This window comes from Streptosporangium sp. NPDC049078 (assembly GCF_040648855.1).
Taxonomy (GTDB): Bacteria; Actinomycetota; Actinomycetes; order Streptosporangiales; family Streptosporangiaceae; genus Streptosporangium.
On sequence record NZ_JBEZEL010000003.1, the window covers coordinates 416,879 to 442,929 of the forward strand.

Below are 26,051 nucleotides of genomic sequence, written 5' to 3' on the forward strand. Positions count from 1 at the left end.
AGTCCACGACCCCTCGAAGGCCACGGGGCGGTCAGTTGGTACGGGTGTTGGGGAGGTGCCCGCCCAGGTAGCCGATCCAGATCTTGCCGGTGGCGCCGCCGGAGTCGTCGTGGAAGTACATCCGGGGCGCGGGATAGCCCACCGGCCGCAGCTTGACGTGGGACTCCATCAGGACCTGCCCGCCGGGGCTCACCTCGGGCGGGACGGCGAAGGTCCGGCGATCGCTGAACTTGGCGCGGGTGACCACGCTCTTCGACTCGCGCATGGACAGCATCCCGGTGGGGATGGTGCGGCGCCCGGGGGAGCCCTGGGCGCACCAGTCGTAGAAGCCGCCCGCGAACTCCCCTCCGGACCGGGCCCTCGCGAAGTCCTCCAGGGCGCGCAGGGAGTCCCAGGCCTTCGCCGCCCAGGTCCGCGACTGGGCCGGATGGTCCAGGTCCAGCCGGGCGGCGGGACCGTCGGTGTCGCCGACGACGATGTGGCGCAGGCTCTGGCGGGCCTCGATCAGGACCTCGATCAGGCTGGCGGGTTCGAAGACGGGCACCTCCTCGTTCACGCCGTACACGGGCTGGCCCGCCTCCGCGAGCCTCGCCTCCAGCCAGCGGACCCGCTCGGTGAGCTTCCTCGCGTTCGTGACGGCCTCGGCGTACTCCTCGGTGAGCAGCCGGTGCTCCTCGCGCAGGCTCCTGGTCCGCGTGGCCGACCGCTCGCTCCCCTCCTCCGTGACGGATCCGTCGATGTGACGTCCGTTGCCGTGCCTCCGGGATTCGACGACGTCGCCATGCCCTCCCGTGCCGTCGCTCCGGAGGTGCGTGAGGTCGCCATGCCGCCCGGCGACGATGTCGCGCTGTTCCGCGACGATGTCGCGCAGGCCGGAAAGGTGCGCGCCGAGCGTGCGGATCTCGCGCAGCACCCGCTCGGAGTCACCGTCGGAATCACCGCCGGCGGCCTGTGACGACGTGGCGAGCCCCAGTGCCGTCTCCAGCTCCCCGCGCAGTTCCTTGACCACCATGTCAGCCACCACCTGGGCGATCTCCTCCGTACTCGATGCCGGGACGCCCGCCGAGGTGGTCGTTCCCGTCTCCGTGGGCTTTACGGGTTCCAGGGTGGCGGTGGGTTCCTCCGAGCCGGGAGCGGGTTCGGAGTCCTCGGCGGTCCCGGCGGCCGAGGCGGGGGTGGTGGGAGCGGGGAGCACGACGGGCGCGGGACGCCGGGTCATCGCCATCATCCGCCGCCGTAGCTCCTCACGGGCGGCATCGGTCTTGGCGGGCCGGGGCGCGGCGGCCTCGGCGATCTCACTCAGTTCGGCGCGTCCGGCGAGCACGCGGTAGACGACGCCGAGCGTCCGCCGGACGTCGTCGGGAAGCTCGCGATGGACGGTCGCGCCGACCGCTCCGGTGGCGATCAGGTCGAGGGCGGCGACACCCTGTTCCCGGATCATGGCGGCGCCCATCGGCGGATGCCTGCGGGGGTAGGGCTCCCCGGCGGGGTCGAAGGGGGCGAGATAGGTGCGGATCCCGCCGCCGAACACCCCCAGCTCCTTGCCCATCGCCTTGTTGAACCGGTTTTGGGTGCGCAGGTCGGCGAGCCGTACGACCAGGCTCGCACCGGTGACCGCACCGGCCAGATAGTCGGCATGGGTCCGCACGCCCTCCGGGTTCTGCGGATCCACGGAGAGGACGAGGATCGGCACCCTCCGGAGAGGCTCGGTCATCACCGGGACGAACCGGTCCAGGTCGTCCTCATGGAGAACCAGCGGGCCGTCCTCCAGGTGGATGCCGCCGTCGCTGATCCGCGCGGTGCGCAGGTACGCGGGGAGGAACCCGGGCGCGCTCGCCGTGGGCGGTTCTCGCCTTTCCGCTCGCCCCGGCTCGTGCTTTCCGTTCCGGTACGACCCTGGTGCATGTCGTCCTTTTTCCGGTTTTCCATTCTGCTGAGACACCGGTTGGTGTCGTTCCGTTTCGTGCTTTCCGTTCTGGTACGGCGCCGGCCGGTGCCCTTCCGGGTCGTGTCCCTCGTGCCGGTCCACGGTGACGATCACCCAGCCCGTCATGCCCGCCACCGACTCGGTGTAGGTCACCCTGGTCTTCAGGTGCCCTTTCCCGTACGGCTCGTCCAGCGTGTACCGGCCGCAGTCGCCGCGCCGTTCCATCGTGAGCCGTGCCCGGCCTGCCTCGGCCTCGACCATCGCCCGCGCGGCACCCGGGGGCGGGAACCCCTTCTGCTCGACCCACTCCGAGAAGGTGCGGCGCAGCCGGATCGAGATCGGGGCGACCGGGTCGCGCAGCACCGCCTGGTATAACCGCGTTACATTCGACGCCATAGTCACGACACCTCATATGTCATCAACCTGGGGGATGTACGGCTCACTTCCGGTAGAAGGACGTCAGTCGTACGGGGTTGGATGTCAGCCGGGCTCCGCAGGTTCCAGCGGGGGCAAAGTGCGCCGTAAATGCTGTTTTAATGCGGAATTAGGCTGTATATGACGTAAATCGGGTTCAAGGGCTTCGTGTGCTGCCACAATCAACCGACTTTGTCACACCTCAGTGTGACGACATCCTGACGCGGTGTCGCGGTCTTTCCCGAGGTCGCAGCTGAGCGACCATCCGGAACGGCCGCCCGCGCGGGGCCTTTTCCCGGTCGAGAAGAATCCGAAACGGACCCCGCCGTTGACGACGGCGGGGAAGCCCGTCGGGACGCGGACCGGAGCGGGCCGGTCTGATTTGTGCTGGTCTGACCGGGATGGGCTGGGTTCCAAGTGATTCACTGACGAGGGCGGCGCCGTTCCAAGCGCACGCCAAATCGCCTGTGACACTCTCCGTCGAAGCGGCGAAAAGTCCGTGGAGACAATGGCCGGAATCCAACCTCTTTTGCGCCGGAATGTCGCGGACCGTGGGAAAAGGCTCCTGTCGCCGGCCAACGAGCTCACATCGGGATTCCGGGCGCCGTCTCACGTTCGTGGAAGGAGTTCGATGCGGGTATCGAAGACGGTTCTGGCGGCGTTGGCCGCGGGGTTGGTGGCCGGTGCGGTGGTGGTGCCGGTGCACGCGGCCGGTGCCAGTGCCGGTGCGGTCGTGGCCGGGGCGGGGGGCGTGGTCTCGGCGTACGACGGGGAGAGTGTCTATCGGGGTCTGATCCTGGGGATCGGGCCGGTGGCCGAGAGGTTCCCCGAGATCGTGCGTCCGGCCGGTGGGGTGACGGCCAAGCAGGAGGAGTTCGCCTCCGCGGTGGTGGCGGCGATCTCGAAGAAGGATCCGGCGTTCCTCGCCTGGTTCGGCGGGGAGATGACCAGCGGCGACCGGGTCAGGATCGACCGGGCCTTCACCAGGGCGCAGAACCTCACCCGCGACGTGCTGGCCGAACGGTTCGGCTTCAAGGCCGACTCCACAGCCGTCGACCAGGCAGCCGGCCTGGCGTTCTTCGTGTACATGGTCTATCTCGGCAACGTCTACGAGATCGTCAACGTGTACAAGATGGCCAACGCCGTCCGCGAGTCCAATGTCTACGAGATCGAGAACTGGACCGAGTCCCTGGTGAGCAAGGACCTGGCCAGGCTCGACCGCGAGCGTTTCGTCGACCTCGTCGCCAAGCGGCTCGCCGCCTGATCTCCGGCCCCCACGCCCGGTTCCGCACCGCGTCCGGCGCGGAACCGGGCCTTGAGAATCCACGGAGATTCCGTTGACCGAAACCGCCACGGCCAGGCGCCTCGGGTGGGCGCTCGTCGGCATTGTCGCCTTCTGGGGATCAGTGATCTTCTATGTGGTGCACACCCAGCTGCCGAGCAACGCCATCTCGCTTCCCGGGCAGGAGCAGCTGAGACTGACCATCACCACCCTCACCCCGCAGGGGTGGGCGTTCTTCACCAAGTCGCCGCGCGAACCGCAGATCGGCGTGTGGCAGACCGCGGGCACCGGCGGCTGGCAGGACGCGCGACTCGGCCCGCACTCCGAACCGCGCAACGTGCTGGGCTTCAACCGGCGCTCCCGGGCCCAGGGGCTGGAACTCGGCATCATGCAGACCTCGGTTCCCGCCGACGGATGGGTGGCGTGTGACGGCGGCGACGTCGCCTCATGCCTCGACCGAGCCCCCAGCGCCGTGACGATACGCAACATTGCGCCCAACCCCGTCCACTGCGGTTCGGTGGGCCTCATCCAGCGCGAGCCGCTGCCGTGGGCGTGGGCCGGGAGCGACACGGCCATGCCCGCCAAGGTCGCCCGATTGGAGGTCACATGCTGACCAGAGCCGGTCTCGCCGTCGCGCGCCTCGCGCGGGTCTCGCCATGGACGAACGTCTACGGCCTGGCCCGTACCCTGATGGCGCTCGGCACGCTGGGCACACTCCTGTTCAGTCACAGCACCTCGCTCTTCCGCCCCGCGCAGGGAATGCCCGACTTCCCCAACTGCTCGGGCATCGCTCAGGTCAGCGTCTTCTGCGTGGTCCCGAGCGACCAACTGGAGATCGCCCGCTTCCTCTCGGTCGGCCTGCTGCTGCTCGTGGTCATCGGCTGGCGTCCGAGGTTCACCGCCCTGGGGCACTGGTGGGTCACGGTCAGCCTGATGGCGTCGGCCACCATCCCCGACGGGGGCGACCAGATCAGCTCGGTCGTCACCCTGCTGCTGCTTCCCATCGCGCTGATGGACGGGCGCAGGTGGCACTGGGGCCCGCCCGCCGACGTGAGCGAACGCCCGGCCCTGTCGTTCTTCGCCTGGACGACCTTCTTCGTGATCCGCCTGCAGGTCGCGGGACTCTACTTCCAGGCGTCGGTGGCCAAGCTGAGCCACGCGGAGTGGGCCGACGGCACGGGACTGTGGTACTGGCTCACCGACCCGTTCTTCGGCATGCCGAGCTGGATCAAGCCGTTGCTCACCCCGATCCTGGTCAACCCGATCGGCGTCACCCTGATGACGTGGGGGCCACTCGTCATCGAGTTCGCGATCGCACTCGGAATGATCGCTCGCCGACCGGTCCGGCCGTACCTGCTCGCCGCGGGTGTCGCCTTCCACATCTCGATCGGTGTGCTCATGGGCCTCGGAAGCTTCATGTTCGCGATGCTCGCCTGCCTGGTGCTCCATCTGCGCCCGGTCGACGTGCCGTTCCGGCTGCCCAGCCGCCTGCGGGTCCTCGCCCGGCTCGACCGCGTACGGGCGACCTGGCCGGTCCTCACGCGCCGTCCGGGCGCGACCTCGGGGGCCGCCTCCGCCGTTCCTGACGAGGTGACGGCCGTTCCCGCACCGCAGGAGGCGTCGGTCGCACCGCAGGAGGTGGTGGTCGGCGCCGCGTCTCCGGAGGCGATCACCGCCCCCGACCCCCAGGACGAGGCCGGGCGGGCGTCTCCCGTCCCTGCTGTCCCCGCTCCGGCCCATGCGGGCCCGGCTCCCGAGGGGCGGCCGTGATCCCGGTGGGAACGCCCGCGCGTTTCCTGGTCTACGACGGCGACTGCGGATTCTGCGCGAACGCGCTGCGCACCCTGCGCCGTGTGCTCCCCGACTGGCCGGACACCTTCGCCTGGCAGGCCCTCGACCTCGCACATCACGGGCTCTCGCCGGAACAGGTGGCCGGAGCCGCCTGGTGGATCGAGCAGGGGAAGGCGCCGGCCGGTGGCGCGCGGGCCTTCGCCGCGCTGCTCGTCTGGCAGCGCTCGTGTGGATGGCGCGTACTCGGGAGGCTCATGTCGGTCCCCCCGGTGTCCTGGGCGGCACACCTGGTCTACGCGGCGGTGGCCAGGACGCGGCACCGCCTGCCCGGCGGCACCCCCCTGTGCTCGGTACGCGGCGAAAGCGCGGAATGGCGGGCCGGCCTGTCGGCGAGATCGGCGTCAGAGCGCCCCTCACGCCGCGAAGGACGGTCGTGACCGGGCCGGGCGTCGCCGGCCCGAGCGCGAAGGGGCCATGTTCCGGCCGGTCGTACCGGCCGGGACACGAGTGGGCTCCAGGCTGAGCCCGGCGGGCCCCGGTCGCGGCGCGAGGTGCGTTCCCCGCCGGGGACCGCTCCGGTCTCACGACCGGGTTTCATCCATCGTTCACGTATGTGGAAGGAGTTCGATGCGGGTATCGAAGACGGTTCTGGCGGCGTTGGCCGCGGGGTTGGTGGCCGGTGCGGTGGTGGTGCCGGTGCACGCGGCCGGTGCCAGTGCCGGTGCGGTCGTGGCCGGTGCTGGGGTCGTGGTCTCGGCGTACGACGGGGAGAGTGTCTATCGGGGTCTGATCCTGGGGATCGGCCCGGTGGCCGAGAGGTTCCCCGAGATCGTGCGTCCGGCCGGTGGGGTGACGGCCAAGCAGGAGGAGTTCGCCTCCGCGGTGGTGGCGGCGATCTCGAAGAAGGATCCGGCGTTCCTCGCCTGGTTCGGCGGGGAGATGACCAGCGGCGACCGGGTCAGGATCGACCGGGCCTTCACGACGGCGCGGAACCTCACCCGGGACGTGCTGGCCGAACGGTTCGGCTTCAAGGCCGACTCCACGGCCGCCGATCGGGCGAACGGCCTGGTGACCTATCAGATCGCCCCGATGGCGGGCTATGTCTACGAGGTCGTCACCGTCAACCAGGTCGTCAACGTGTACAAGGTTCTCAACAGGGTCCGGGAGTCCGGCGACACCGCCGGGCAGGAGGGGAACGCGCTCGTGCTGGACCCGGACATGGCCCGGTTGCAGCACGAGCGTTTCGTGGATCTCGTCGCCGAACGGCTCACCGCCTGAGCGGCGTGCCCTTCGTCCCCTCGTCCTCTTGACGCCGTGTGACTCGCCCTGCGGGCCTGCCTGAGCGGTTCACGGTCTGGGCGGCTTGTGGCCTGAGTGGTTCACGGCTTGAGTGGCTTGTGGCCTGAGTGGTTCACCACCTGAGCGGCTCATCGACCGAACGACGGCCCCACCCGCCGGGCAGCGCCCGGCGGGCCCGGGGCCGTTCCCGCCTCGCCGTTCCCTCGGGACAGCGCAGCCGTCGCCCGGTCCCGCCAGGCGGTGAGCCCGTTCCTGTCGGCCTGCCCGGCCAGGCTCAGGAGATGCCCGGCGGCGCTCTCGTGCTCGCCCAGCGTCGAGGCGAGCAGGGCGAGGAACCAGTCCACCGGGCCCGCCAGGGCGATGGCCGAGCCCACCGCGATGCTCCCGCTGTGCGGCAGTAGCGCCGCGTAGCTCTCCCGGCAGGCCGGCAGGTCGCCGACCACGGCCTGGGCCTCGCCCTGCAGGCAGGTCATGGTGAGCCAGGACCAGTCGCCCGGCGGCCTGGGCCAGCCGTTCTCGACCGTTCGCGCGGCCTCCTCGACACGGCCCTGGGCGCACAGCCGCAGGATCCCGGCGTCGTGGTCCATGGTGGTGTGGATGCCGGTGATCGAGTCGATCAGCGTCTCGGTGTCGGTCATGGAACCGCGCCGGTGATGCAGCAGGATGCGCCCGGTGGCCACCACCGCGCCCGCGTACCACATGCCGAGCCGTCCGGCCTGCCGCTCCGCCTCGCGATACAGCGCCTCGGCGTCGTCGAAACACTCGGCCAGGACCAGCCGGTTGGCGCGCCACATGGTGTGCTGGAATCGTGGCCAGGGCAGCGGCAGCCGTTCCAGCATCGCGTCGCAGCGGAGAGCGGCCTCGTCCGCGCCGGCCACGTCGAACAGCTGCAGCCTGTGATGGGTCAGCAGGATCCACCCGAGCAGCTCGTACTCCGGCATCCGGGTCCGCGACGCCAGTTCGACCAGCTCGGTGGCGATCTCGACCAGCTCGTGTGGGTGGGCCGCCTGGGGCAGCGAGAGCTGACGGGCGTTGAGCATCCGCATGAGCAGGTGCGGATCCCCCAGCCTGCGCGCCATCTCGACGGCCTCGGCGGAGAAGGAGTCGCAGCGCGGGTCGTCGCTTCCGTCGTAAAGCTCCTGCGCGAGCCCGCCGAGCAGCCGCGCCCGCTCGGGACCGTCCTCCTCGGGCAGCGACCGCAGGGCCATCTCGAAGCGGTGCACCAGCCGAAGCTCCACCTCCTCGTACGGGTTGCGCAGGGTCCAGGCCGACGGGGCGTCCAGCGAGGTCAGTACGCGGGCGATCAGCGTGGGGCCGCCCCGATCGGCGACGCGGTCGGCGACGCGGATGGCCCGTGCCCGCGCCTCGCGGGCGCCGAGCGGGTCCCCGGCCTTCAGCAGCGCCTGGATCTGCCGCAACAGGAGTTCGACGTGGTCGAGCGGGTCGCCGGCGGAGGAGCCGTGGGCCTCCACCGCCCGGCCCCACCACAGGGCCGCCTCCTCGTACGCGAGCCGGAGGGACGCCTGCTCCGCCACGGCGCGGGCCCACCTCGTCGCCTCGCCGTACGCGGCGGGACCGGCCTCGATCGCGTGATGGGCGATGACGGCCACGTCCACGGCGGGGCGGGCGGCGAGGGCCTTCATCACCTCCCGATGGATCCTCGCCCTGCGCAGCGGGGGGATGTCCTCCAGGAGGGTCTCTCTGACCAGGTCGTGCGCGAAGGCCATGCGACGGTCGCGGGCCAGCAGCAGCCCGGCGTGCGCGGCCCTGTCCAGCGAGTCGTACACCTCCCCCCGGCACGCCTGGGCGACGACGTCGGGATCGAAGTCCCGGCCGAGCACCGCCGCCCTCCTGAGCACCGTGCCGACCTGCGGGCCGAGCGCGGCCACCCGCCGCCGGATCAGGTCGGCGACCGCGCCGGGTACCGCGTCCAGGGTGCCGCCCTGGGCGAGCATCCGCACGGTCTCCCTGACGAAGAAGGGGTTGCCGCCGGTGCGTTCGGTCAGCGCGCGGGCGGCGCCCCCGTCGATCTCGACACCGATCTCCGCGGCGATGGCCCGTACGGTGTCGGAGCCGACACCGGTCAGCCGCAGGCGGAGCGGGTTGTGGCGGGCGAGCCGGCCCAGCACGCCGTCGAGGGGGAGCAGGTCCGCGCCCTCGCGGAACGCGGTGACCACCGTGACGGCGGCACCTCTCGCCGCGTCGCTCCCCATGCCGCTCCCCGGGCCGTTCCCCGCGTCGTTCTCCGCGTCGCCGATGAGCGCGACCAGGTCGCCGAGCAGGCCGAGTGAGGCCGCGTCGGCCCACTGCAGATCGTCCAGGACGATCACCGTGGGCCGGGTCCGCGCGGTCTGCCTCACCCAGTCGGCGACGGCCTGGTGGCGGCGGAGCCGGGCGGCCTCCGCCGAGCCCGTGGGCGTCTCGTCGTCCATCAGCCCGGCGAGGGCATCGGGGTCCGGCGGGGGGTAGACCCGGGCGAGCGCCCGCAGGATCTGCAACCACGGCCAGAGCGGAGGAGCGCCCTCGGTCTCGGGACAGCGCCCCCACAGCACCAGACGGCCGGACTCGGCGCACCGGTCCCTGAAGGCTTCGAGCAGCCACGTCTTACCGATGCCGGGCTCACCGCCCACCGTGGCGATCGCGAGTCCGCCGCCCCGCGCCGGCAGGCTCTCCAGATCGGCGAGCTGCCGGTCCCTGCCGTGCGGGACCCGGCGGGCAGGGGAGAGCGGGACGGGAACCTCGGGGGCGGAGGGGAGCAGGAGCCGGTCGGACTGCCGCAGGATGTCCGCCTCCAGGGCCCGCAGCCCGGGACCGGGATCAAGGCCGAGCCGTTCGGCGAACAGGTCCCTGACCCGGCGCAGCACGGCCAGCGCGTCGGCCTGCCGCCCGGTGCGGTACAGGGCAAGGGCCAGCAGATGCCAGAGCCGCTCGCGCAACGGGTTCGCGTCCGCCTCGGCCTCCAGGCCGGTGATGACGGTCTGCGGACGGCCGAGATCCAGCCGGGCCTGGGCGCACCGCTCGACCGCGACCAGGCGCAGTTCGCGCAGGCGGTTGACCTCGGGGGCCGCCCACAGCTCACCGTGGAACTCGCCGTACGGCAGGCCGCGCCAGAGCCGCAACGCCTCCTCCACGCGGGTGAGTGTCTCGGCGGCGGGACGTGACTCCGTCCCGGACACCAGCTCGGTGAACCGGACCGCGTCGACGTCGGTCGCGGCGAGCAGGTAACCGGGCGGCCGTCCGACGAGCAGTCGAGGCGGGGTGCGCGGCGGGCGTTCCGGCTCGATGATCCGGCGCAGGTTGGACACGTACGCCTGGACGGTGGCCACCACGCTCGGCGGCGGGGCGTCACCGTACAGGTCGTCGATCAGGGTATCGGTGGGGACGAGCGCGCCCCCCGCGACGAGCAGCCGCGCCAGCACCGCCCGCTGACGTGGACCGCCCAGCCCCAGGCGAACCTCGTCATGATGAACCTCCAGCGGGCCGAGAACCCGAAAATCCATGCCTACCGCCTTCTTACGGTTGGCACAGCAGGTGCGGACCACTGTGACAGGAACGCGAACTGGGGTACATCGAACATCGTTTACCCCCGGTCGGCAAACCGGGTCCGATGCCCAGATAAATCATGAAATGTCGCCAGGGCATGGAGGCTCGCCGTGTCCGGCCGCGCGATGTCGCGAACGCCCAGGTGATCGCCCGCGTCCGGTTCGAGGTGTTATCCGGTGGAGATCACGGCCGGTTTCCCGGAAGCCTCCCGGCGGCGATGCCGTCGGTCAGACCGTCGACCAGCTTCCCGCCGATCGTCCCCGCCTCCCGCAGTGATCGCTCGAAGGCGGTGAGCCGCCGGAAGGCCTCGCCGTAGCGACGCTGCTCGTCGAGAGGGAGCCGCAGCACCTGCAGCCTGCGGACGTCGATGCGGGAGGACGTCGAGGCGTGGGTGCCCGCCTGCCTCGCGTTGGCCGGGGCGCGCAGGCAACCGGCGAGGAACCAGGGATCGAGGAGTGCCGGATCGGCCCGGAGGGCGTACAACTGGGAGCCCAGCACCGTGGGGGCGTCGGTGTCGACCCAGGCGCCGAACGCCCGGTGGGCGCCGACGACCACCACCTCCTGCGGTGCGGTCAGCGTGAGGCCGCCCGCGTTCTCTCCCGCGGAGGCGTCGGACGCGGTCAGCCAGCCGGACGATCTGCCTCCGGCCGGCATGTCGGCGACGGTCAGCACGCGTACGGCGTCGTCGGGGGCGTCGCCGGTGCGCACCAGGCCGTCGGCCGGTTGCTGCCCGGCCCGCATCGTGAGCGCACCCGCCCGCAGCAGGTCGCCCACGGTCACCGTGCCCTGGCCCGCGGGCTCCTCACCGCTCAGTTCGAGGGCGGACAGGGTCGCGGTCAGATCGCGCAGCTCGTGCAGGAGGGTGCCGAACCGGTTCCACGAGCGCCGCAGGCCCAGGTTCGCGGAGGTCGCCTTCTTCGGGACGTGCCGCGCGGGGGTGAGGTCCACCTCCTCGTCCAGCAGGTCGATCACCGGGACCACGGCGTGATCGGCCGACCGCTCCCCGTCGGCGTCTCCGACCGGAGCCGCCGGAGTCGTCCGGGCTGCCTGGGGTGCCTGGCCCGTCCGGGCCGCCTGGATCGTCCGGAGCTCCTGGACGGCCGACACCACGCGCCTGTGCAGGAGGGGCCAGTCGATCGCCGCCCTGCCCGCTCGCTGCGTTCCCCCCGACGGCTCCTGCTGGACGTCGGCCGCGTCGACCAGGAGCACCCCGGCCCCCGCGTCCGTTCCGCCCTCGGCCGGTGCCCGCAGGACCCACAGGTGCAGCGCGACGCTGTGCGGGGGCGCGGACCCCGGAGGCAGGGCGACCACCGCGCGCAGCACACCGCTGCGGAGCAGTCCCGCCCGGACCCGGCGCCCCGCCCTGCGGGAGGCGACACCGGGCGGCAGCAGCAGCACGGCCGTCCCGCCGGGTGCCAGGCGGCTCAGCGCGTGCTGCGTCCAGGCGAGCTCCGGCTCGGTGCGGGGAGGCAGGCCGTACGTCCAGCGGGCGTCGGTGGCGAGTTCCTCGTATCCCCAGTCGCGTTCGTTGAACGGCGGGTTGCACAGCACCACGTCGGCGCGGACATCGGGTTGGGGATCGGCGCGCAACGTGTTCCCCGCCCGTACGTCGACCTCCCAGGCGCTGTCACGCTCCGGGGAACGGCCGGCGAGCAGGAGCCGTACGGCGGCGAGCGCCGCCTGGGTCGCGTCCACGTCCTGGCCGAGCAGTCTCAGCGGGGCACCCGAGGCAGGCGCGTCCGCCGTACCGGCCCACTGCCGGGCGGCGGCGAGCAGGAGACCGCCCGTGCCGCACGCGGGGTCGAGCACGGTGCCGACGTCACCGGCCTCGCCGTCGCGCGACAACCCGGCGACCTCGGCCATCAACGCCGCCAGCGGGGGCGGCGTGACATTGATCTGCCGTACGTGGGTGTCGAGCCAGCGGCCGAGCAGGAAGTCGAAGGTGTCCCGGGCGCCGTGCTTCTTCGCCAGGCCGACCGCGCGTTCCACCAGGGACCGCTGGGCGTCGGAGAGGTCGGCGCCGCCCGGAAGCCATTCGGCGGTGTCATCGAGCCCCGCCTCCTCACCGGTGAGCCTCGCGAGCCGGGCACCGGCGACGGCGATCGCCCTCCCCATCGCGTCGCGGTCACCGAGCGCCTCGAACTCCGGCCACAGCCGTTCCCGGCTGCCGACCTCGTCGAGCTTGCCCTGCCGCCTCAGCCACTCCTCCACCTGCGACAGCGCGAACTGCGGACTGGTGTCCGTACCGCCGACCGGCGTGGGGAAACTGTCGTGACGGCGGCGCCAGTTGCTGACGGCCGCGCGCCCGACACCGGCGATCCTGGCTATCTCCGCCAGAGTGACGGAGACGGTGGGGTCGGCAGAAGGAGGCATCGTGTCTCCGGGTGAGGGCCAGAAAGGTGACGACCCGGCAGGAAAGCACGATGACGGCATGTGCCCAGGTGAGCGGCCCCGGCTTTCCAGAAGGTCATTTTGGCAGCCTATCCGTTGACTCAGTTCACCGTGGAGCCAACCCGGCCGTGGACATGGTCTGCTTCGCCGTGGGCGGGTCATCGCGCAGGTGGTGGCCTTGCGGCGTGCGTCGGTGATCGCCGTCAGCCCATATGGTGCCGCGAGCATGAGGGACGAATCGACGGGACGCGGTAATCCGGACGCGTTCGGAGGGACTACTTGGTGTGGACGATCCCGAAGAACGATTCACCGACCTGTATGACCGGCACTACCGCAGCGTGCTCGGCTACGCCCTGCTGCGGGCCGAGCGCGACGTGGCCGAGGACGTCTGCAGCGAGACGTTCCTCGTGGCGTGGAGGCGGCTCGCGCAGCTCCCCGAGCCGCCGCTGCCCTGGCTGCTCGGCGTGGCCCGCAACCTGCTGGCCAAGCAGCGCGACTCGCGTACCCGCCGCCAGGCCCTGGTCGATCGGATAGCCGCCCTCACCACCGCACGCGACCAGGTGGCGTGGGACGTGGCCGAGCACGTCATCGACAGGGAGAACGCCCTGGCCGCGCTGTCGGCCCTGCCCGAGCAGGACGTGGAGGCGATGGTCTTCGCCACCTGGTACGGCCTGCCGCCGGAGCAGGCCGCCACCGTCATGGGGTGTTCGGTCCGCACGTACAACGTCCGGCTCCACCGGGCGCGCAAGCGCCTCACCCAGGCGATGCACGTCGGCGGCCCACGCCGCGTTCGCAGTCTCGAATCCTGATCCGCACCCCTTTGGAGACCCCTTTCATGGATGACCGTACGTTCGCCCGGCTCAGGCCCAGTGGGCTGGACGAGTTGACCGAAGACGGCTACCGGCGCCGCCGGGCGGGCGATCTGGCCCGCGCCTTCGCCACCCCGCGTACCGAACAGGCCGGGCCCGCCCGCCCTGCCCGGCCGCGCCTGCGGTGGCCGCACCTCCTCATGGCCGGCACGGTGGCCGCCGGGCTCGCGGCCACGGCCGTCGTCGTCACGACCGGCGGCTCCGGAACGGACCCGGCCGGTACGGGGCCGAGTGGCGCCGTGGTCGCCTCCACGACGCAGGGCGCGCCGGAACGCGTGGCCGACGCGCGCACGTTCCTGCTGGCCGCGGCCTCGACCGCGCGGCGAGAACCGGTGGCCTCCGGCCGCTACTGGTACGTCAACGAGCGCACCCTGCAGAAGGTGGACAACGCCCCCGGCGAGTCCACCGCCAAGACCAAGGCGGAGTCGGCCGAGTTGCCGTACGAGGCATACCTGGCCGACACCCGCGAGACCTGGCGCGCAATGAAGGCGGGCGAGGTGGGCCGGAGGGCGAGCAACCAGGACGTGAAGGTCACGTTCGGCTCCCCGCAGGACGAGGCCGCCTGGAAGGCGGCGGGGTCGCCCAAGCTGGCGGACGACAAGCCCAGGACCGCCGACGACACCTTCGAGCCGATCCTGTCGATCGACAACCCGAGCCTGAACCTGCGGAACGTCACCAAGCTGCCCACCGGCAAGGACGCGCTCAAGCGCCACCTGGACGACCTGTGGAAGCGCAGCCCCAACTCCGCGGGCTCCGGCAAGGCCGTTTACCTCTGGCAGACGGGCGTGGACCTGATGACCGCGCCGATCACGCCGGGCACCCGGTCCGCCATGTTCAAGGTGCTCGCCGACCAGCCGGGCATCACCTCGCAGGGTGAGGCGAAGGATGTGTTGGGGCGTACAGGGGTCGCCCTTTCCTCCTCGGCGGCCGACGCGCTCACCTTCCGCCTGGTCATCGATCCGAGTACGGCCGAGCTGCTGGAGTACGACGTGGTGCAGAAGGATGTGCCGCTACTGCGCGTGGCGCTGGCCGACATGGGCTTCACCGACAGGCTCGGCGAGCGCCCGAAGGACTGATCTCCCGCGTGACCGTCATCCCACACCCTCACCGTGACGGTCACGGCCCCGCCCTCCTGATCGGCGAGCCGCCTGAACCTCAGGCGTGCCGCCGGTCAGGAGGGCTTCGGCCGAGGAGGTGGGGGGAGCGCGCAGCGGGGTGGGCGGTCCCAGCGGATCACGGGGTCACCGGTCGTTCAGCTGGAACCACACCACGCGGCCGGCGAGGATCTCGTACCAGCCCCAGGCCGATGACAGTTCTCTGACCAGCCAGAGTCCGCGTCCTCCGCCGCTTTCGGGGGAGACGTCCGCGCGCAGCAGGGGCCGGTGTCCGGCCGCCGATCCGGCGTCGATCACGTCGATGTGGAGCGTTCCATCGCGGTGGGCGACGGCGATGGTGATCCGTCCGCCGGCGCAGCGGCCGGAGTCGGAGTGGCGTACGGAGTTGGTGACGAGTTCGGTGAGCAGGAGGAGCGCGTCGTCGGTGTGCGGGTGGTCGAGCCCTTTGAGCAGGTCGCGGACGTAGCGGCGGGCCCGGGGGACGGCGGCGATCTGCGCGGGCACCTCGACCTGGCCCAGCAGCCCCAGCGCCCTCACCGCGCCACCTCCACCAGCCGCTCGGCCGCCTCCCGCATGCTGTTGCGTTTTTGCCCGTCGCTGCTCCGTCGGGCGTGGCTGTCGTCTCGCCGCCGCCAGGTGAACACCGACGTACGGCCCCGCTGAGCGGTGGCGACCCTCGATCGCCCCGGGGGGACGAAGATCTCCACGCTCGGCCGCCGACCGGGCGAGAGCCTGACCACGGAGTCGAACCCGAGATCGTTCAACTCCCAGGCCAACTCCAGCAACTCACCACCCCACCCTTGAAGATCACGAATCCTCATCCCTCGCCCGCCCTTCCCGTTGTGTCCTGTGGGTCATATGGCGCGGTGTGTCGTGGGCTCCCTTGACCTCTGGCCTCACAACACAGTCAGATAGTCCAGCGTGTACGTTGAGTTATCAAGCGGTTCTGCAAAGTTACCGATTTTCCAACTTCCCGATTCTGCTGTCACGGATCGCTGATGGGTGCACACTGTCGGTAGTCAACTCGGGAGGTTGTGATGGCAGCAGGGCGTGGCCCCACCGTTCGGCGTCGGAGACTGGCCAGCGAGCTTCGTAGGCTGCGGGATCTCAAGGCGATGACACTCGAAGATGCCGCCCAGGGCGTTGGATGGTCCGTCGCGAAGGTGTCCAGGATCGAGACGGCCCGCGTCGGGATCACGTCTCCGGACCTCACTCGCCTGCTGGACCTGTACGAAGTCGATGCGAGCAAGCGGTCTGCCCTGTATTCGCTGGCGCGAACAGCGCGTATGAAGGGATGGTGGGACGCCTATGCAGGCTCGCTGCCGAGTGACTATGCGACCTATATCCAACTCGAAGCGGACGCTGCGTTCATTCGTAGCTTCGACGGAGTGCTTGTGCACGGTCTGCTCCAGACAGAGGACTACGCTCGCGAAGTCATCCGTTCTGCCTTGATGGCCCTGTCCTCGCCCGCAGAAGTGGAGCGCCGTGTCGAAGTCCGCATGACTCGTCAGAAGCTTTTGCTGAGAGAAGAGAGCCCTGCCCGGTTCTGGACCGTGATCGACGAAGCTGCTCTTATTCGCCAGGTCGGTTCGACGGGGACCATGCGGGGGCAGTACATCAAGCTTCTTGAGCTAGCGGACCGGGACAACGTCACGATCCAAGTACTGCCGCTTGCCGCTGGTATCCATCCGGCAACCGCTGGCACCTTCGCTGTCATGGAGTTCCGTGAACTCTACGATCCTGCTGTGGTGTATGTCGAGACTATGACGAGTAGTCTGTATGTAGAGAATGACAGTGAAATGTACTGGTATACGCTGGCCTTTGATCACCTGCGGGCGGTAGCGCTTGGCCCGGACAACTCAAAGGCGTTGATCGAGAAAATGATCGAGCAATTCACCTGAGATATGCCCGGTGCTGAAGGAAAAAGGAGGCTTGAAGTGGACATGTCCCGTATCGAGTGGCGCAAGAGTAGCCGCAGTGGTAACGGTTCCAACTGCGTTGAAGTTGGCGTCTGGAAGAAGAGCTCTCTCAGCGGTGCTGGTCAGGACTGCGTTGAGGTCGGCGCCTGGAACAAGAGCACTCTGAGCGGTAATGGTCCCGACTGCGTCGAAGTCGCCCTCTCTGAGACCTCCCAGGCCGAACCCGGTCCGGATGCAGACCTGCTCGTCCTGGTCCGTGACTCCAAGGACCCCGAGGGTCCCGTGCTGGCCTTCACCTCGGCCGAATGGGATGCCTTCATCGTCGGCATCAAGAATGATGGCTTCGACAACCTGGCCGGGCGTCACGAAGCATGACGTGAGTCGGTAGCGTCGGCTTCCGGTCAGGTTTCGGCCCAATGCGTCACTGTCGCGTGGCGGAGGGCGGAACCTTCGCCGGAGCCGACCGGAGCTCCTCTTCGATCGTGTCGACGAGCGCCCTGGCAGCTTGACGCAGTCGAGTGTTACGGGCGGTGAGATCTTCGGTGAACGTCCGGGCCTTCGGCCCGACCCACACCGACTTGCCGGTGAGCTGGCCGTGGGCCGGGTCGAGCGCGGCCTCAAGAAGGGCGACTCTCGCCTTGAGCTCCACCAATGTCTGTTCCAGCACCTGACGCCGCGGGTTGGGCGCCAGACCGTCCGGGCCAGGATTCATATATCCCTCTTCGGATGCCGATACATCGGGCGGACTATTGGACATTATTGGATCTACAGCACCTGGGCCAGCTCTGGAGGAATGTGTGACACGTTTTGTATGGCGCGGTGTTTTGGTCTGCATGATTATGGTGTCGACAGTGTCCGGATGTGGGGATAGTGGCCCCACGGCGGCCGAAGCGGGGGAGACGCTTAAATCGCACATCACTGAATTGATGAGGGAAAGCCATGTTTTGGATGTCCGAATTACGGATTCTGGTGGGCGTGATATTCCGTGTGGGGAAGGGAAGGCCAAGAGAACCTTTGCTGCTGCAGCCAGAGACTCCGCGTCGACAAGCAATCCCGATGGACTTAACACCTTCATGGTAGGAGCGCTCTCCTCGGTTGCTCCTTATCGGATCATCGAAGATCGAGGTAACGCCCCCATCCGGCTCGCCAATGACGAGTACAAGACAGTGATCATCTTGGAGTCTCCGGCTAACGGTCAGTACGCAGTTAGGGGCGAGACCGAGTGCCTTCCGATCTCCTGAGTCAGCTATCGAAGACAGATGTACGCTCCTGACCACGCTTGGTGCCACCGTCAAATCGATTTGCCGTTCTGTTGGATAGCTCTCCGAGCGAGAGTGTCTCGTCCTTCCCCATCCCGTTGGCAATCATCCACCGTTCGAACGCCTTGAGTCCTTCGTCCCCCTTCGCGACCAACTCCGACGGCGGCCTGAGGTTGCCCTTGGCGTCGGTGAGGGGGACGTCGGGTGGTTTGATCAACTCGGAGAACGGTTTGAGGTTGCCCTTGGCGTCGGTGATGGACGCGCGGTCGGCCTGGAACTCGGCGGGTGTCACCTTGGGAACGAAGCCATTGGCCATGAGTATTTGCGCGTACATGTGCTGACGGCCGAGGGTCGCCACCCTCTCCGCCGCGTTGGTCCGGTCCATCCGGGTCTCGGGGTCATCTTCGATGAAGGCGCCGTAGCCCGAGAGGCCGGTGCTCAGCGCGTACCAGCCATAGGCCCAGACCGCGCCGCTTCCGATGTACATGCTCGCGATTCCGATGGCGGCGTCGCGGAAGAAGTTGAACGTGTCCTTCGCCTGCTCGTCGATCGAGTCCAGGTTGCCCTGGACCTTCTCGACGGCGGCGAGCTCGAAGCCGCGTACGTTGCCTAAGGCAGTGAAGACCCGGTCCAGGTGGTCGACGTCTCCGGTGCGGCGGGTCTTCTCCGAGGCGTCGGCGATGAGCTTCTGGGAGAGGCCGCCCATCGCCCGGTCGAATGGGAGGAGGTTCGCCGGGGAGTCGGCGAAGGTCTTGAGGAAGCGGTAGGTGTCCTTAGGGCTCAGGGTGAACGCGGACGTCATGCCGAAGGCCGAGGTGAAGGGCTTCAGTGCGCTCTCCTCGGTCATGTTGGTATCGCCGATGTTCGCGCCCTCGGTGATCTCGGCGGCGTAGGCGCCGGCCAGAGTCGACATGAAGATCCTGGCATGCGGTGCGACCTCCATCGGGGTGGCCGGAGAGTCCGCAGTGCCGTCGGTGTCCTTGAGGTCTCCCATGATGGTCATGACGTTGAAGGCGAACTTCGCGGCCTCGGGACTGTGTGGTCCCTTGTCATAGGCTCCACCTGCGGTGGCGAGCATCCGGCCGAACTCCGCACCGACGTCGAAGTTCATGCTCTTCGGCACCTGCCAGGGAGATTGTGATTTTTCTATCTTCAGCCAGGGGAAAACGACGACCTCGGTAGCCCCCAAACGGTTGAGCTCGGTGAAGACGTCTCGGAGGTCTTCACGGGACATCGCGTTGAACAGGCTTCTCGCCGCGTCGGGGTTGTTGGCCAGGGCCGGCAGCAGTGGGCCGAGGTCGGTCTCCCAGCGTCGGGGGCGGGAGCCGTCGCCGTCGCCGACCGGCTTGCCCACCCTGCTGCGCGCTAGCTCGGTGAGCCACGCGGTGGGAAACATGCCGTGTCTGAGCAGGGACGCCAACTCGTGGGTCGGTGCCTCCTTGAGGTTGTCGGCCTGCCAGGCGGAGCCGAGGACGGCTGGTTGCGTGCCGATTGCCGTGGTGAGGGCGTCGCTCATGACCTTCCGGTGTTTGTCGGCCGCCTTCTTGTCGTACTTCTCCAGGCGGTTGATCATGTCGATCATGCCCTTGGGGCCGAGGGACCGGAAGAACCCGGCGGTGAAGTAGCCGTCCTTCTGCTTGTCGGCGAGCTTGTCGAGGACCCGGTCGTAGGTGGCGTCGGGCAGGCCGGGGGACGGCTTGGGAAGGTGCCTGAACTTGTCGGCGAGTTCGACGCCCTTCTTGGCGTTGCCCGCAGGGGATTTTCCCGTCTTCTCGTCGTAGGGCAGCAGTCCCCACTGGAAGGGGTCCTGGACCTGGCTGCCGGTCCACGCCGAGCCCTGTTTGGGGATGTGGGGGGCGTCTCCCACCATCAGGGGAAGGTCCTGGTCGATCGTCTCCAGGCGCTGGCGTAGTTTCGGCAGCTCGTCGCCGATCCAGCCGCCGATCTCCCCGATCGGCCGCAACCCCACCGCCGACACCTCCGCCGCCGCGAACAGTTGCCGGATCCGCTCGGACTGCTCGCCGATCACATCGCGACCGCGCTCCAGCGCGGTGATGAAGCCTCGCATCAGATCGGGGTCGATTCCGCTGAAGTCCGGCGACGTGGGCCCCATTTCCGGCGACATCGACTCCACCATCTCCTCGGCCTGTTTTAATTTTTTCACTCTAGTTCCAGGCTGAGTGATTTTCATCTGGAGGAACAGGGCGCCCAAGGCTCCGATGACCTGACTTCAGGCGTCATACGTCGTCACCGTGCGGTTATCGGCTCTCCTCGGCGCGACTCGATTCAGGACGGCGCATCCCGGCTACCGACAGTGCGACGACCTCGGAAATCCCTCAATAATATTTCCGGTCTCCCGTTCGGCGAATTTCGGTCCGCACGCTGGATTCGCAGGGTAAATTTCCTTTTTTCGCCGACGTGAGATAAGGGCGATGATTCGGAGGAGTCGGCGCGGTGGTTGCGGTGGATCCGGGCTCGCGGGTGAAGCGCGGTTTCGTGGAGAAAATTACCAAACGACGTCCCGTAACTCCATTGAGTGGATTTGGTGGGTTTGTTACGGTGCCTGGATGCCCTCTCATCGTGCCCTGCTGCCACGGTCGACACCGGCCGCCTCGGGGATGTCGTCTCGTTCGATCACCGCGCTGCTGGACCGGTTCGAAGCACAGTCGGTCGAGTGCCACTCCATCATGGTCGTACGCCACGGTCACGTCGTCGCCGAAGGCTGGTGGGCCCCGTACTCGGCCGAGCGCACGCACCTGCTCTACTCGGTGACCAAGTCGTTCACCTCGGTCGCCGTGGGGCTCGCGATCGCCGACGGGCTGCTTTCGCTCGACGATCGGGTGGTGGACGTGTTGCCCGACCACGTTCCGGACGACATCTCGGAGCAGGGACGCCGCGTCACCGTTCACCACCTGCTGTCGATGACGGCCGGACACCGCACGGACAGCCTCGCCGACGCATGGCGACTGGAACCGGGCGACCTGGTGAAGGGCTTCCTGCGCGTACCGTTTCCCGAAGCCGAGGGGACATGGCACGCCTACGACAACCCGACCACCTTCATCCTGGCCCGGATGGTGGAACGGGTCACAGGCCGGGGCCTCCCGGAATTTCTCGACGAGCGCCTCTTCGCGCCGATGGGCGTCGAGCACGCCGAATGGGACCGGGTGGCGAGCGGTGCCGTCTTCGGGTTCCAGGGGCTGCATCTCACGACCGAGGCGGTCGCCGCCTTCGGTGAGTTGCTGCTGCGCGGCGGCCTGTGGGGCGACCGGCAGCTCATCCCGCGCGAATGGGTGGAGCTCGCGACCGGACGGCACATCGAGACCCTGCAGATCGAGGGCTGGTCGGAGAACCTCGACGCGCTGCGCGGGTACGGCTACCAGTTCTGGATGTCGCGTCACGGCTACCGCGCCGACGGCGCCTTCGGCCAGTTCTGCCTGGTCGTTCCGTCGCACGATCTCGTGGTCGCGGTGACCGCCGCGGTGACGCAGGGAGAGGCGATACTCGACCCGCTGTGGGAGTGTCTGCTGCCCGGTCTGGACCAGGAGGGAAGCACCCGGGACGACGAGATCCTCGCCGATCGGCTGCGGCGGCTGTCACTCGCGCCGGTGTCGGGTTCGGCCGGCCCGAAGCGTTCGGTCAAGGCGAGCCTCGACGCCTCCGCCAGGGATTCGCCGCTGCCCGAAGGAGCCACGGTGACCGTCGATCCCGTGGACGGTGGGTGGATCGTGGGACTGGGGCCGTCCCTCGACGTCGAGGTCGGCCACGGCGAATGGCGGGAGAGCGCGCCGCTCGGCCGGCCTGTCGTCGCGGCCGGTGCCTGGCAGGACGACACGTTCGTCGCCGACCTTTACGTCATCACCGGCCCGCACCGGGTCCAGCTGGTGGTCGACGCCGAAGCGGGCACAGCGGTCGCGATATGGAACATCGTGCCCCTGGCCAACTCCGATCTGGCGGTGCACCTGCGCTCGCCGCTGATGACACGGCCCGACGTCGCGTAGGTGACATCGGCCGGCCTCACAGGTGCCGACCGGTTCGGGCGCCGATCGGCTTCGCCCGTTCATCGGGCAGTCTGTACGGGCCGCCGCAGAAGTAACGGTTGAGCGCGTCATTGGCGGCGCAGCCTCGGGTGGGAGAGGAAAAGAGGGTGCGGCCCGAAGGCCGCGCCCTCAGGGGCATGAAGCCTCGGGTAAGCATGTGCTCGCTTTCGCGACTCCCCGAAAATCCCCCGCATCATGCTGATCGACCGCGATTTTTCGCGAAGCCGCAGTCGTCGCCGCGTCCGGCGGAGGTCTCGTAGCAGTCCCACGCGGTGGAGAGAGGCGGGACGAGCCAGAGGTTCGGCCGGCCGTCGGGGAGCTTGCCGGATCTGGATCTTGGGGCGGGGGGTAAATGAGGCTTTCGCTCTGAGGGTTTCGGTCTATATATTTTGGACTGCACTATTCGCCGGGATAGGGGCCTCCCGGGCGGATTTCGACGTGCATAAAAACGGGGCGAGAGGTAGTAATGCGATTACGGGGAATCGCCGTGTCGGTCGCCGGTTGCTTTTTGGTCGCTACCGGTTGTAGTGGGGAAGCCGGTGCCGGGTCGTCCACGGTGACGCGTCCGCCGCGGATAATGCAGGCGGATGCGAGCGGGGCCGTGGTGTTCGATCCCGTGACGATGACGATCACCGGGTTCGACCGGGTGCGGGGACGAGTGTGGCAGGACCGGGAGCTCGCCGAGACGGTGAGCGGCGTCGTCTGCCTGGACAGGTGCCCGGCGGCCGTCATCTCGACCGCCGCCGGGGGCGGGGCCGGGCAGGCGGAGGGAACGTCGTCGGCGCCGGATGAGCCGGATGGCGCTCCGTACCGGTTCACCGAGCGGGGACGATCCTCCTTCCCGCTCTCCGGCTCGCGAGAGGTACGGGTGCTGACCGCCGCCTCGCCCGAGGACGCGGTGGTCGAGGAGCGCGACCCCGACGGCCGGACCCACCTGAGGATCGTCCGCCCGGCCGGGTCGGAACGCGTCGCGGTGCCGTACTCCGACTACGGATGGGCCATGTCGCCGGACGGGAAGGCGGCACTCGCCTTCACCACGCAGCGGGACCCGAAGCAGGGACGGCTGCTGCGGTTCACCCGTGACGTCGACGGCTGGAAGCCGGACGGCGCCGGTCTCGAATGGGGCACCGTGAGCGACGTCTGTCTGGCCGGTCGGGGGGAGACGGCCCTGGTGACCGGGGCGCGGGCGGCTCTGGTACGGGGGATGTCCGAACGGCATCCGCTGGAACCCGCGCTCGCCCATGCCGCCGAGTGCGCGCTCGGAACGAGTGCGGCGGCGCTGGTGATGCGCTCGATGGACATGCAAGGGGGGTTCCGGACGGTCGTGCATGGTTTGGGACCCGACGGCCGTTCGACATGGAAACGGGAGCTCGCCACCGAGGCCGGCGTGACGGCGCATCCGACCCGGCCCTACATCGGGGTCTCCGACGGCAGGACCTTCACGCTGCTGGACGCCGAGGGCGAGGTGGCGCGGAGTACGGACGGGGTCGCCACGGCGAGGTTCGTCGCGGACGGGGAACTGGTCGTCGTCACCTCGGACGGGGACGTGAAATGGATGCCGAACGAACCCGCCGACCTGGCCCAATAGCTTCCGAGTTCTCAACGACGGCGTCTTTCCGCCCCGTCGCGGATGTCACTGTGTGGCTGCCTGTACGCGGCCGGACGTCAGGTTTCCCCTTTCTGCGCTGATCTTCCCGTACGGCCCGAGTCCGGGTGAGGAGAGAGATGTCGAGCAGACGCACCACCGGTACCGCTCGTGGTCCCCCCGATGGGTTTCGCCCTTCGACTACCGCAGCGGTCACATTCACTACAGGGTGTTCAAAACAGGAGCAGAAATGTTGAAGAAGTTTTCCACCGGGGCTCTCATGGTCGCCGGACTGGCGATGCTCACCGTCGTCGGTACCGCGGGCGCGGCGAACGCCGCCTCCCGTTCAGGAAGCTGCACCGCTTCCGGCATGATCGCGGACGCGGCGATCCACTACACCACCAACACCGTCTCCGGTAAGACCACGCTCGACAGGTTCACCTGGACGATCTACGGCGAGTCGGGATCGACCAAGAACAACGTCAAGGCCACCTTGATGCGCGATGTCAGTCTGAGCACCGACACCGCGCACTACACCTGGTCCACCGAGAGCGCGAAGAACGGCTACGGATCGCACACGCCCAGCTCGACCGTGTCGGTGCCGTCGAGCTGGAAGCTCTACGGCAAGTTCAAGTTCATCTTCGACCGCAACAACCTGCCCGACCCGAACTGCAACCTGGAGACCAGCCGGTCCTAGGTTGATCCGGTCGATGACGCGACGCTGATGGTCTTCCCGGCGGGCGGTGCGGATTCGGCTCCGCCCCCCGCCGGTCGGCGCCCGGCTGTCACGGCCACCGCCCGGCGGACTCCTCTTCGCAGTGCGCGTCCCGTTTCTGCGGACGCTCCGCCCCGGGCCGGACTCGGTCCGGGCCGGACTCACCCGGGGTCGGGCTCGGGTCGGGCGGGGCGAGGGCCACGGATTCAGGGATTGGCGACCTTGGGGCCGCGCAGGGTGATCTGGATGCTGCCGGCGACCTCCAGGTCGACGCGCGTGCAGGAGGCGGCGGGGTCGGGCATCACCGCGAGGGGCCAGCGGTACTTCGTCGTCCCGAGAGCCTGCCTGGCCAGGCTCTCCGCCTCGTCCAGGCCGACGCACCGGGAGGCGATGCCCTCCCGGAGCGCGTCACGGAGTTCGTACACGAACGGGTCGACCGTGCCGGTGTTCTTCACATTGAGGTCGCGCTGGCGGTTGGGATACACGTCCACCGTGTTGTTCTTGCCGTCCGGTTCGGCGTACGAGCACGGCCCGCCCGGATCTCCGGGCTGGGGATTCGGAGGAATGACCTTGAACCGCCAGCCCTCAAGCCCCAGCCTGCTCAGCTGTTCCCGAGCGAACTCGATGGCCTCGGTCTCGGAGAAGCAGCGGGAGTTCATCCCGTCCACCCAGTCGCCAAGGACGGACTTCAGTTCCCGTACGGAGGTGTCCCGTGGCGCGGCCGGTCCCATCACGATCGCCGACGGCGGCACCTGCGATCGCGGCGCCACGTACACGTTCTCGTTGAAACGGAACACCACCGGGTCGGGGATGGGCGGCCGACCGCTCTGTTCCCGGTAGAGCCGGCAGTCGGCCACCGGATCACCCGTGAGATCCGGCCCGCTGATGCCGTCTCGCGCCTCGGCCTCCGGACCGGCCCACTCTGTCAGGCAGGACACGTCGCCGATGCCGGCGGGGGTGTAGATCTGCTGGTAGGTGGCGTAGGCGACCCCGCCGCCGAGCAGCAGGGCCGCCATGACGGCGACCACGCCACCTCGGCTCAGTGTGCCCCAGCGCTCCCTGCGAGCCGGGGTTCCCCGGTCCGTGAGCATGATCCCCTCCCGCAGGTCGTCGAGTGCCCCCCGATCGGTGCGGGACAGGTCGGCGCCGAGGATCGGGTCGGCCGCACGCAGCCGCGCGAGCACGTCGTCGTCGTTTCTCATCGCTGCTCCTTCACTGCGGAACGGACCCGTGCCCGCCCCTTCGCCACGAGTACGTCCGATGTCCTTTGCGCCGCCGCGCGGTGGAGGCTCACGCGACCGGCCGTCTCCTGTGCCTGTAACTCCTTCGCCAGGCGCCCCCGCGCGCGGTGCAGGCGTACGCGGACCGTCGCCCGCGAGACGCCCAGGGCGAGGGCGATCTCGTCGCGGGTGAGCTCCTCCCAGGCGAGCAGCCGGAGGAGCTCCTGGTCGTCGTCGCCGAGCCGGCTCATGGCCGCCTCGACCGGGGAGATCACCGTGTCGGGCGGCGGCGCCACCTCGGGTATGTGCGATCGCAGTTTCTCCGCCAGCGCGTGCCGTCTGCGCTCCCCGCGGTAGAGGTTGGCGAGGACCTTGCGTGCCACCCCGAAAAGCCAGGGGCGTGCCTGCTCACCCTCGGGAACCTCCTCCAGCCGGCGCCAGGCCACCAGGAACGTCTCCGTCAGCACGTCGGCCGCGTCCGCGGGATCGGTCACCCGCCGCGCGGCATAGGCGAGTAAGGGCTGATGAGTCTCTTCGAACAGCGCGGCGAACCGTTCCTCCGGTGAGTTCACGGGTCCCCTTCCACGTCGACGATCCGGCACTGCCCACATGTCCGCCTTGTCGGCGAGCGTTACGGCCGTCCTCGGGTTGTTCGCGGACATTCGTCGGCGCCCCTTGCGGGTCC

General features: G+C 69.1%; 21 protein-coding genes. 12 read left to right on the forward strand and 9 right to left on the reverse strand.

Features of this window, described 5'->3' with window-relative positions; all coding sequences use genetic code 11:
• Positions 1-31 precede the first annotated feature (31 nt).
• Complete coding sequence (locus AB0B90_RS06905) at positions 32-2,323, reverse strand: hypothetical protein (RefSeq protein ID WP_362921246.1); 2,292 nt, start codon at positions 2,321-2,323, stop codon at positions 32-34.
• A 649-nt stretch (positions 2,324-2,972) separates the two neighbouring features.
• On the opposite strand from AB0B90_RS06905, the gene AB0B90_RS06910 reads away from it, so the two are divergent.
• The 5 genes from AB0B90_RS06910 to AB0B90_RS06930 all read left to right on the forward strand — a co-directional run bounded on the left by AB0B90_RS06910 (position 2,973) and on the right by AB0B90_RS06930 (position 6,692).
• Positions 2,973-3,605, forward strand: coding sequence for a hypothetical protein (locus AB0B90_RS06910; RefSeq protein ID WP_362921248.1), 633 nt, complete (start codon positions 2,973-2,975; stop codon positions 3,603-3,605).
• Positions 3,606-3,678: 73 nt separating this feature from the next.
• Positions 3,679-4,236: an SdpA family antimicrobial peptide system protein gene (locus tag AB0B90_RS06915; protein ID WP_350944959.1), complete on the forward strand. Its 558-nt coding sequence runs from the start codon at positions 3,679-3,681 to the stop codon at positions 4,234-4,236.
• Positions 4,230-5,393 carry a sporulation-delaying protein SdpB family protein gene (locus AB0B90_RS06920; protein ID WP_362921250.1) on the forward strand — a complete coding sequence of 388 codons (1,164 nt, stop codon included), beginning with the start codon at positions 4,230-4,232 and terminating at the stop codon, positions 5,391-5,393. Before AB0B90_RS06915 ends, AB0B90_RS06920 begins: the two co-directional genes overlap by 7 nt.
• Complete coding sequence (locus AB0B90_RS06925; protein ID WP_362921252.1) at positions 5,390-5,851, forward strand: DUF393 domain-containing protein; 462 nt, start codon at positions 5,390-5,392, stop codon at positions 5,849-5,851. Before AB0B90_RS06920 ends, AB0B90_RS06925 begins: the two co-directional genes overlap by 4 nt.
• 190 nt (positions 5,852-6,041) lie before the next feature.
• On the forward strand, positions 6,042-6,692 hold the full coding sequence (locus AB0B90_RS06930) for a hypothetical protein (RefSeq protein WP_362921254.1): 651 nt from the start codon (positions 6,042-6,044) through the stop codon (positions 6,690-6,692).
• Between the two features lie 149 nt (positions 6,693-6,841).
• Here AB0B90_RS06930 and AB0B90_RS06935 read toward each other — a convergent pair whose 3' ends face one another.
• Positions 6,842-10,213 (reverse strand): BTAD domain-containing putative transcriptional regulator, encoded by a 3,372-nt coding sequence (locus tag AB0B90_RS06935; RefSeq protein WP_362921256.1) that lies wholly within the window; start codon positions 10,211-10,213, stop codon positions 6,842-6,844.
• 226 nt (positions 10,214-10,439) lie between these two features.
• Positions 10,440-12,629 (reverse strand): N-6 DNA methylase, encoded by a 2,190-nt coding sequence (locus AB0B90_RS06940; protein WP_350944967.1) that lies wholly within the window; start codon positions 12,627-12,629, stop codon positions 10,440-10,442.
• Between the two features lie 302 nt (positions 12,630-12,931).
• Here AB0B90_RS06940 and AB0B90_RS06945 point away from each other — a divergent pair, with 302 nt between their 5' ends.
• Positions 12,932-13,456, forward strand: a complete 525-nt coding sequence (locus AB0B90_RS06945; protein WP_362921259.1) for a sigma-70 family RNA polymerase sigma factor — start codon at positions 12,932-12,934, stop codon at positions 13,454-13,456.
• A gap of 26 nt (positions 13,457-13,482) precedes the next feature.
• Positions 13,483-14,592: a CU044_5270 family protein gene (locus AB0B90_RS06950; protein ID WP_362921261.1), complete on the forward strand. Its 1,110-nt coding sequence runs from the start codon at positions 13,483-13,485 to the stop codon at positions 14,590-14,592.
• A gap of 165 nt (positions 14,593-14,757) precedes the next feature.
• Here the strand turns inward: AB0B90_RS06950 and AB0B90_RS06955 are convergent, their stop codons facing one another.
• Both AB0B90_RS06955 and AB0B90_RS06960 read right to left on the reverse strand, forming a co-directional pair.
• The gene (locus tag AB0B90_RS06955; protein WP_362921263.1) at positions 14,758-15,168 is read right to left on the reverse strand and encodes an ATP-binding protein; all 411 of its coding nucleotides are present in this window, start codon (positions 15,166-15,168) and stop codon (positions 14,758-14,760) included.
• On the reverse strand, positions 15,165-15,452 hold the full coding sequence (locus AB0B90_RS06960; RefSeq protein ID WP_362921265.1) for a hypothetical protein: 288 nt from the start codon (positions 15,450-15,452) through the stop codon (positions 15,165-15,167). The genes AB0B90_RS06955 and AB0B90_RS06960 overlap by 4 nt, the downstream gene beginning before the upstream one ends.
• A gap of 216 nt (positions 15,453-15,668) precedes the next feature.
• Between AB0B90_RS06960 and AB0B90_RS06965 the strand changes: the two genes are divergently transcribed.
• Positions 15,669-16,532, forward strand: a complete 864-nt coding sequence (locus tag AB0B90_RS06965) for a helix-turn-helix transcriptional regulator (RefSeq protein ID WP_362921267.1) — start codon at positions 15,669-15,671, stop codon at positions 16,530-16,532.
• 42 nt (positions 16,533-16,574) lie between these two features.
• Positions 16,575-16,925 carry a DUF397 domain-containing protein gene (locus tag AB0B90_RS06970; RefSeq protein ID WP_362921269.1) on the forward strand — a complete coding sequence of 117 codons (351 nt, stop codon included), beginning with the start codon at positions 16,575-16,577 and terminating at the stop codon, positions 16,923-16,925.
• 46 nt (positions 16,926-16,971) lie between these two features.
• Here the strand turns inward: AB0B90_RS06970 and AB0B90_RS06975 are convergent, their stop codons facing one another.
• Together AB0B90_RS06975 and AB0B90_RS06980 are read right to left on the reverse strand one after the other, a co-directional pair.
• Positions 16,972-17,262, reverse strand: a complete 291-nt coding sequence (locus tag AB0B90_RS06975) for a hypothetical protein (RefSeq protein WP_350944979.1) — start codon at positions 17,260-17,262, stop codon at positions 16,972-16,974.
• Positions 17,263-17,792: 530 nt separating this feature from the next.
• Positions 17,793-20,021, reverse strand: coding sequence for a hypothetical protein (locus AB0B90_RS06980; protein WP_362921271.1), 2,229 nt, complete (start codon positions 20,019-20,021; stop codon positions 17,793-17,795).
• Between the two features lie 355 nt (positions 20,022-20,376).
• Here AB0B90_RS06980 and AB0B90_RS06985 point away from each other — a divergent pair, with 355 nt between their 5' ends.
• The 3 genes from AB0B90_RS06985 (at position 20,377) to AB0B90_RS06995 (ending at position 24,128) form a co-directional block, all read left to right on the forward strand.
• Entirely contained in the window at positions 20,377-21,807 is a 1,431-nt protein-coding gene (locus AB0B90_RS06985) for a serine hydrolase domain-containing protein (protein ID WP_362921273.1), read from the forward strand.
• Between the two features lie 655 nt (positions 21,808-22,462).
• Positions 22,463-23,434 (forward strand): hypothetical protein, encoded by a 972-nt coding sequence (locus tag AB0B90_RS06990; protein ID WP_362921275.1) that lies wholly within the window; start codon positions 22,463-22,465, stop codon positions 23,432-23,434.
• Between the two features lie 247 nt (positions 23,435-23,681).
• Positions 23,682-24,128 carry a hypothetical protein gene (locus tag AB0B90_RS06995; protein WP_350944987.1) on the forward strand — a complete coding sequence of 149 codons (447 nt, stop codon included), beginning with the start codon at positions 23,682-23,684 and terminating at the stop codon, positions 24,126-24,128.
• A gap of 224 nt (positions 24,129-24,352) precedes the next feature.
• Here AB0B90_RS06995 and AB0B90_RS07000 read toward each other — a convergent pair whose 3' ends face one another.
• Together AB0B90_RS07000 and AB0B90_RS07005 are read right to left on the reverse strand one after the other, a co-directional pair.
• Positions 24,353-25,348, reverse strand: a complete 996-nt coding sequence (locus AB0B90_RS07000; protein ID WP_362921277.1) for a hypothetical protein — start codon at positions 25,346-25,348, stop codon at positions 24,353-24,355.
• A complete protein-coding gene (locus AB0B90_RS07005; protein ID WP_362921279.1) occupies positions 25,345-25,938 on the reverse strand; it encodes a sigma-70 family RNA polymerase sigma factor in 594 nt (197 codons plus the stop codon). Before AB0B90_RS07005 ends, AB0B90_RS07000 begins: the two co-directional genes overlap by 4 nt.
• Between the last annotated feature and the right edge of the window lie 113 nt (positions 25,939-26,051).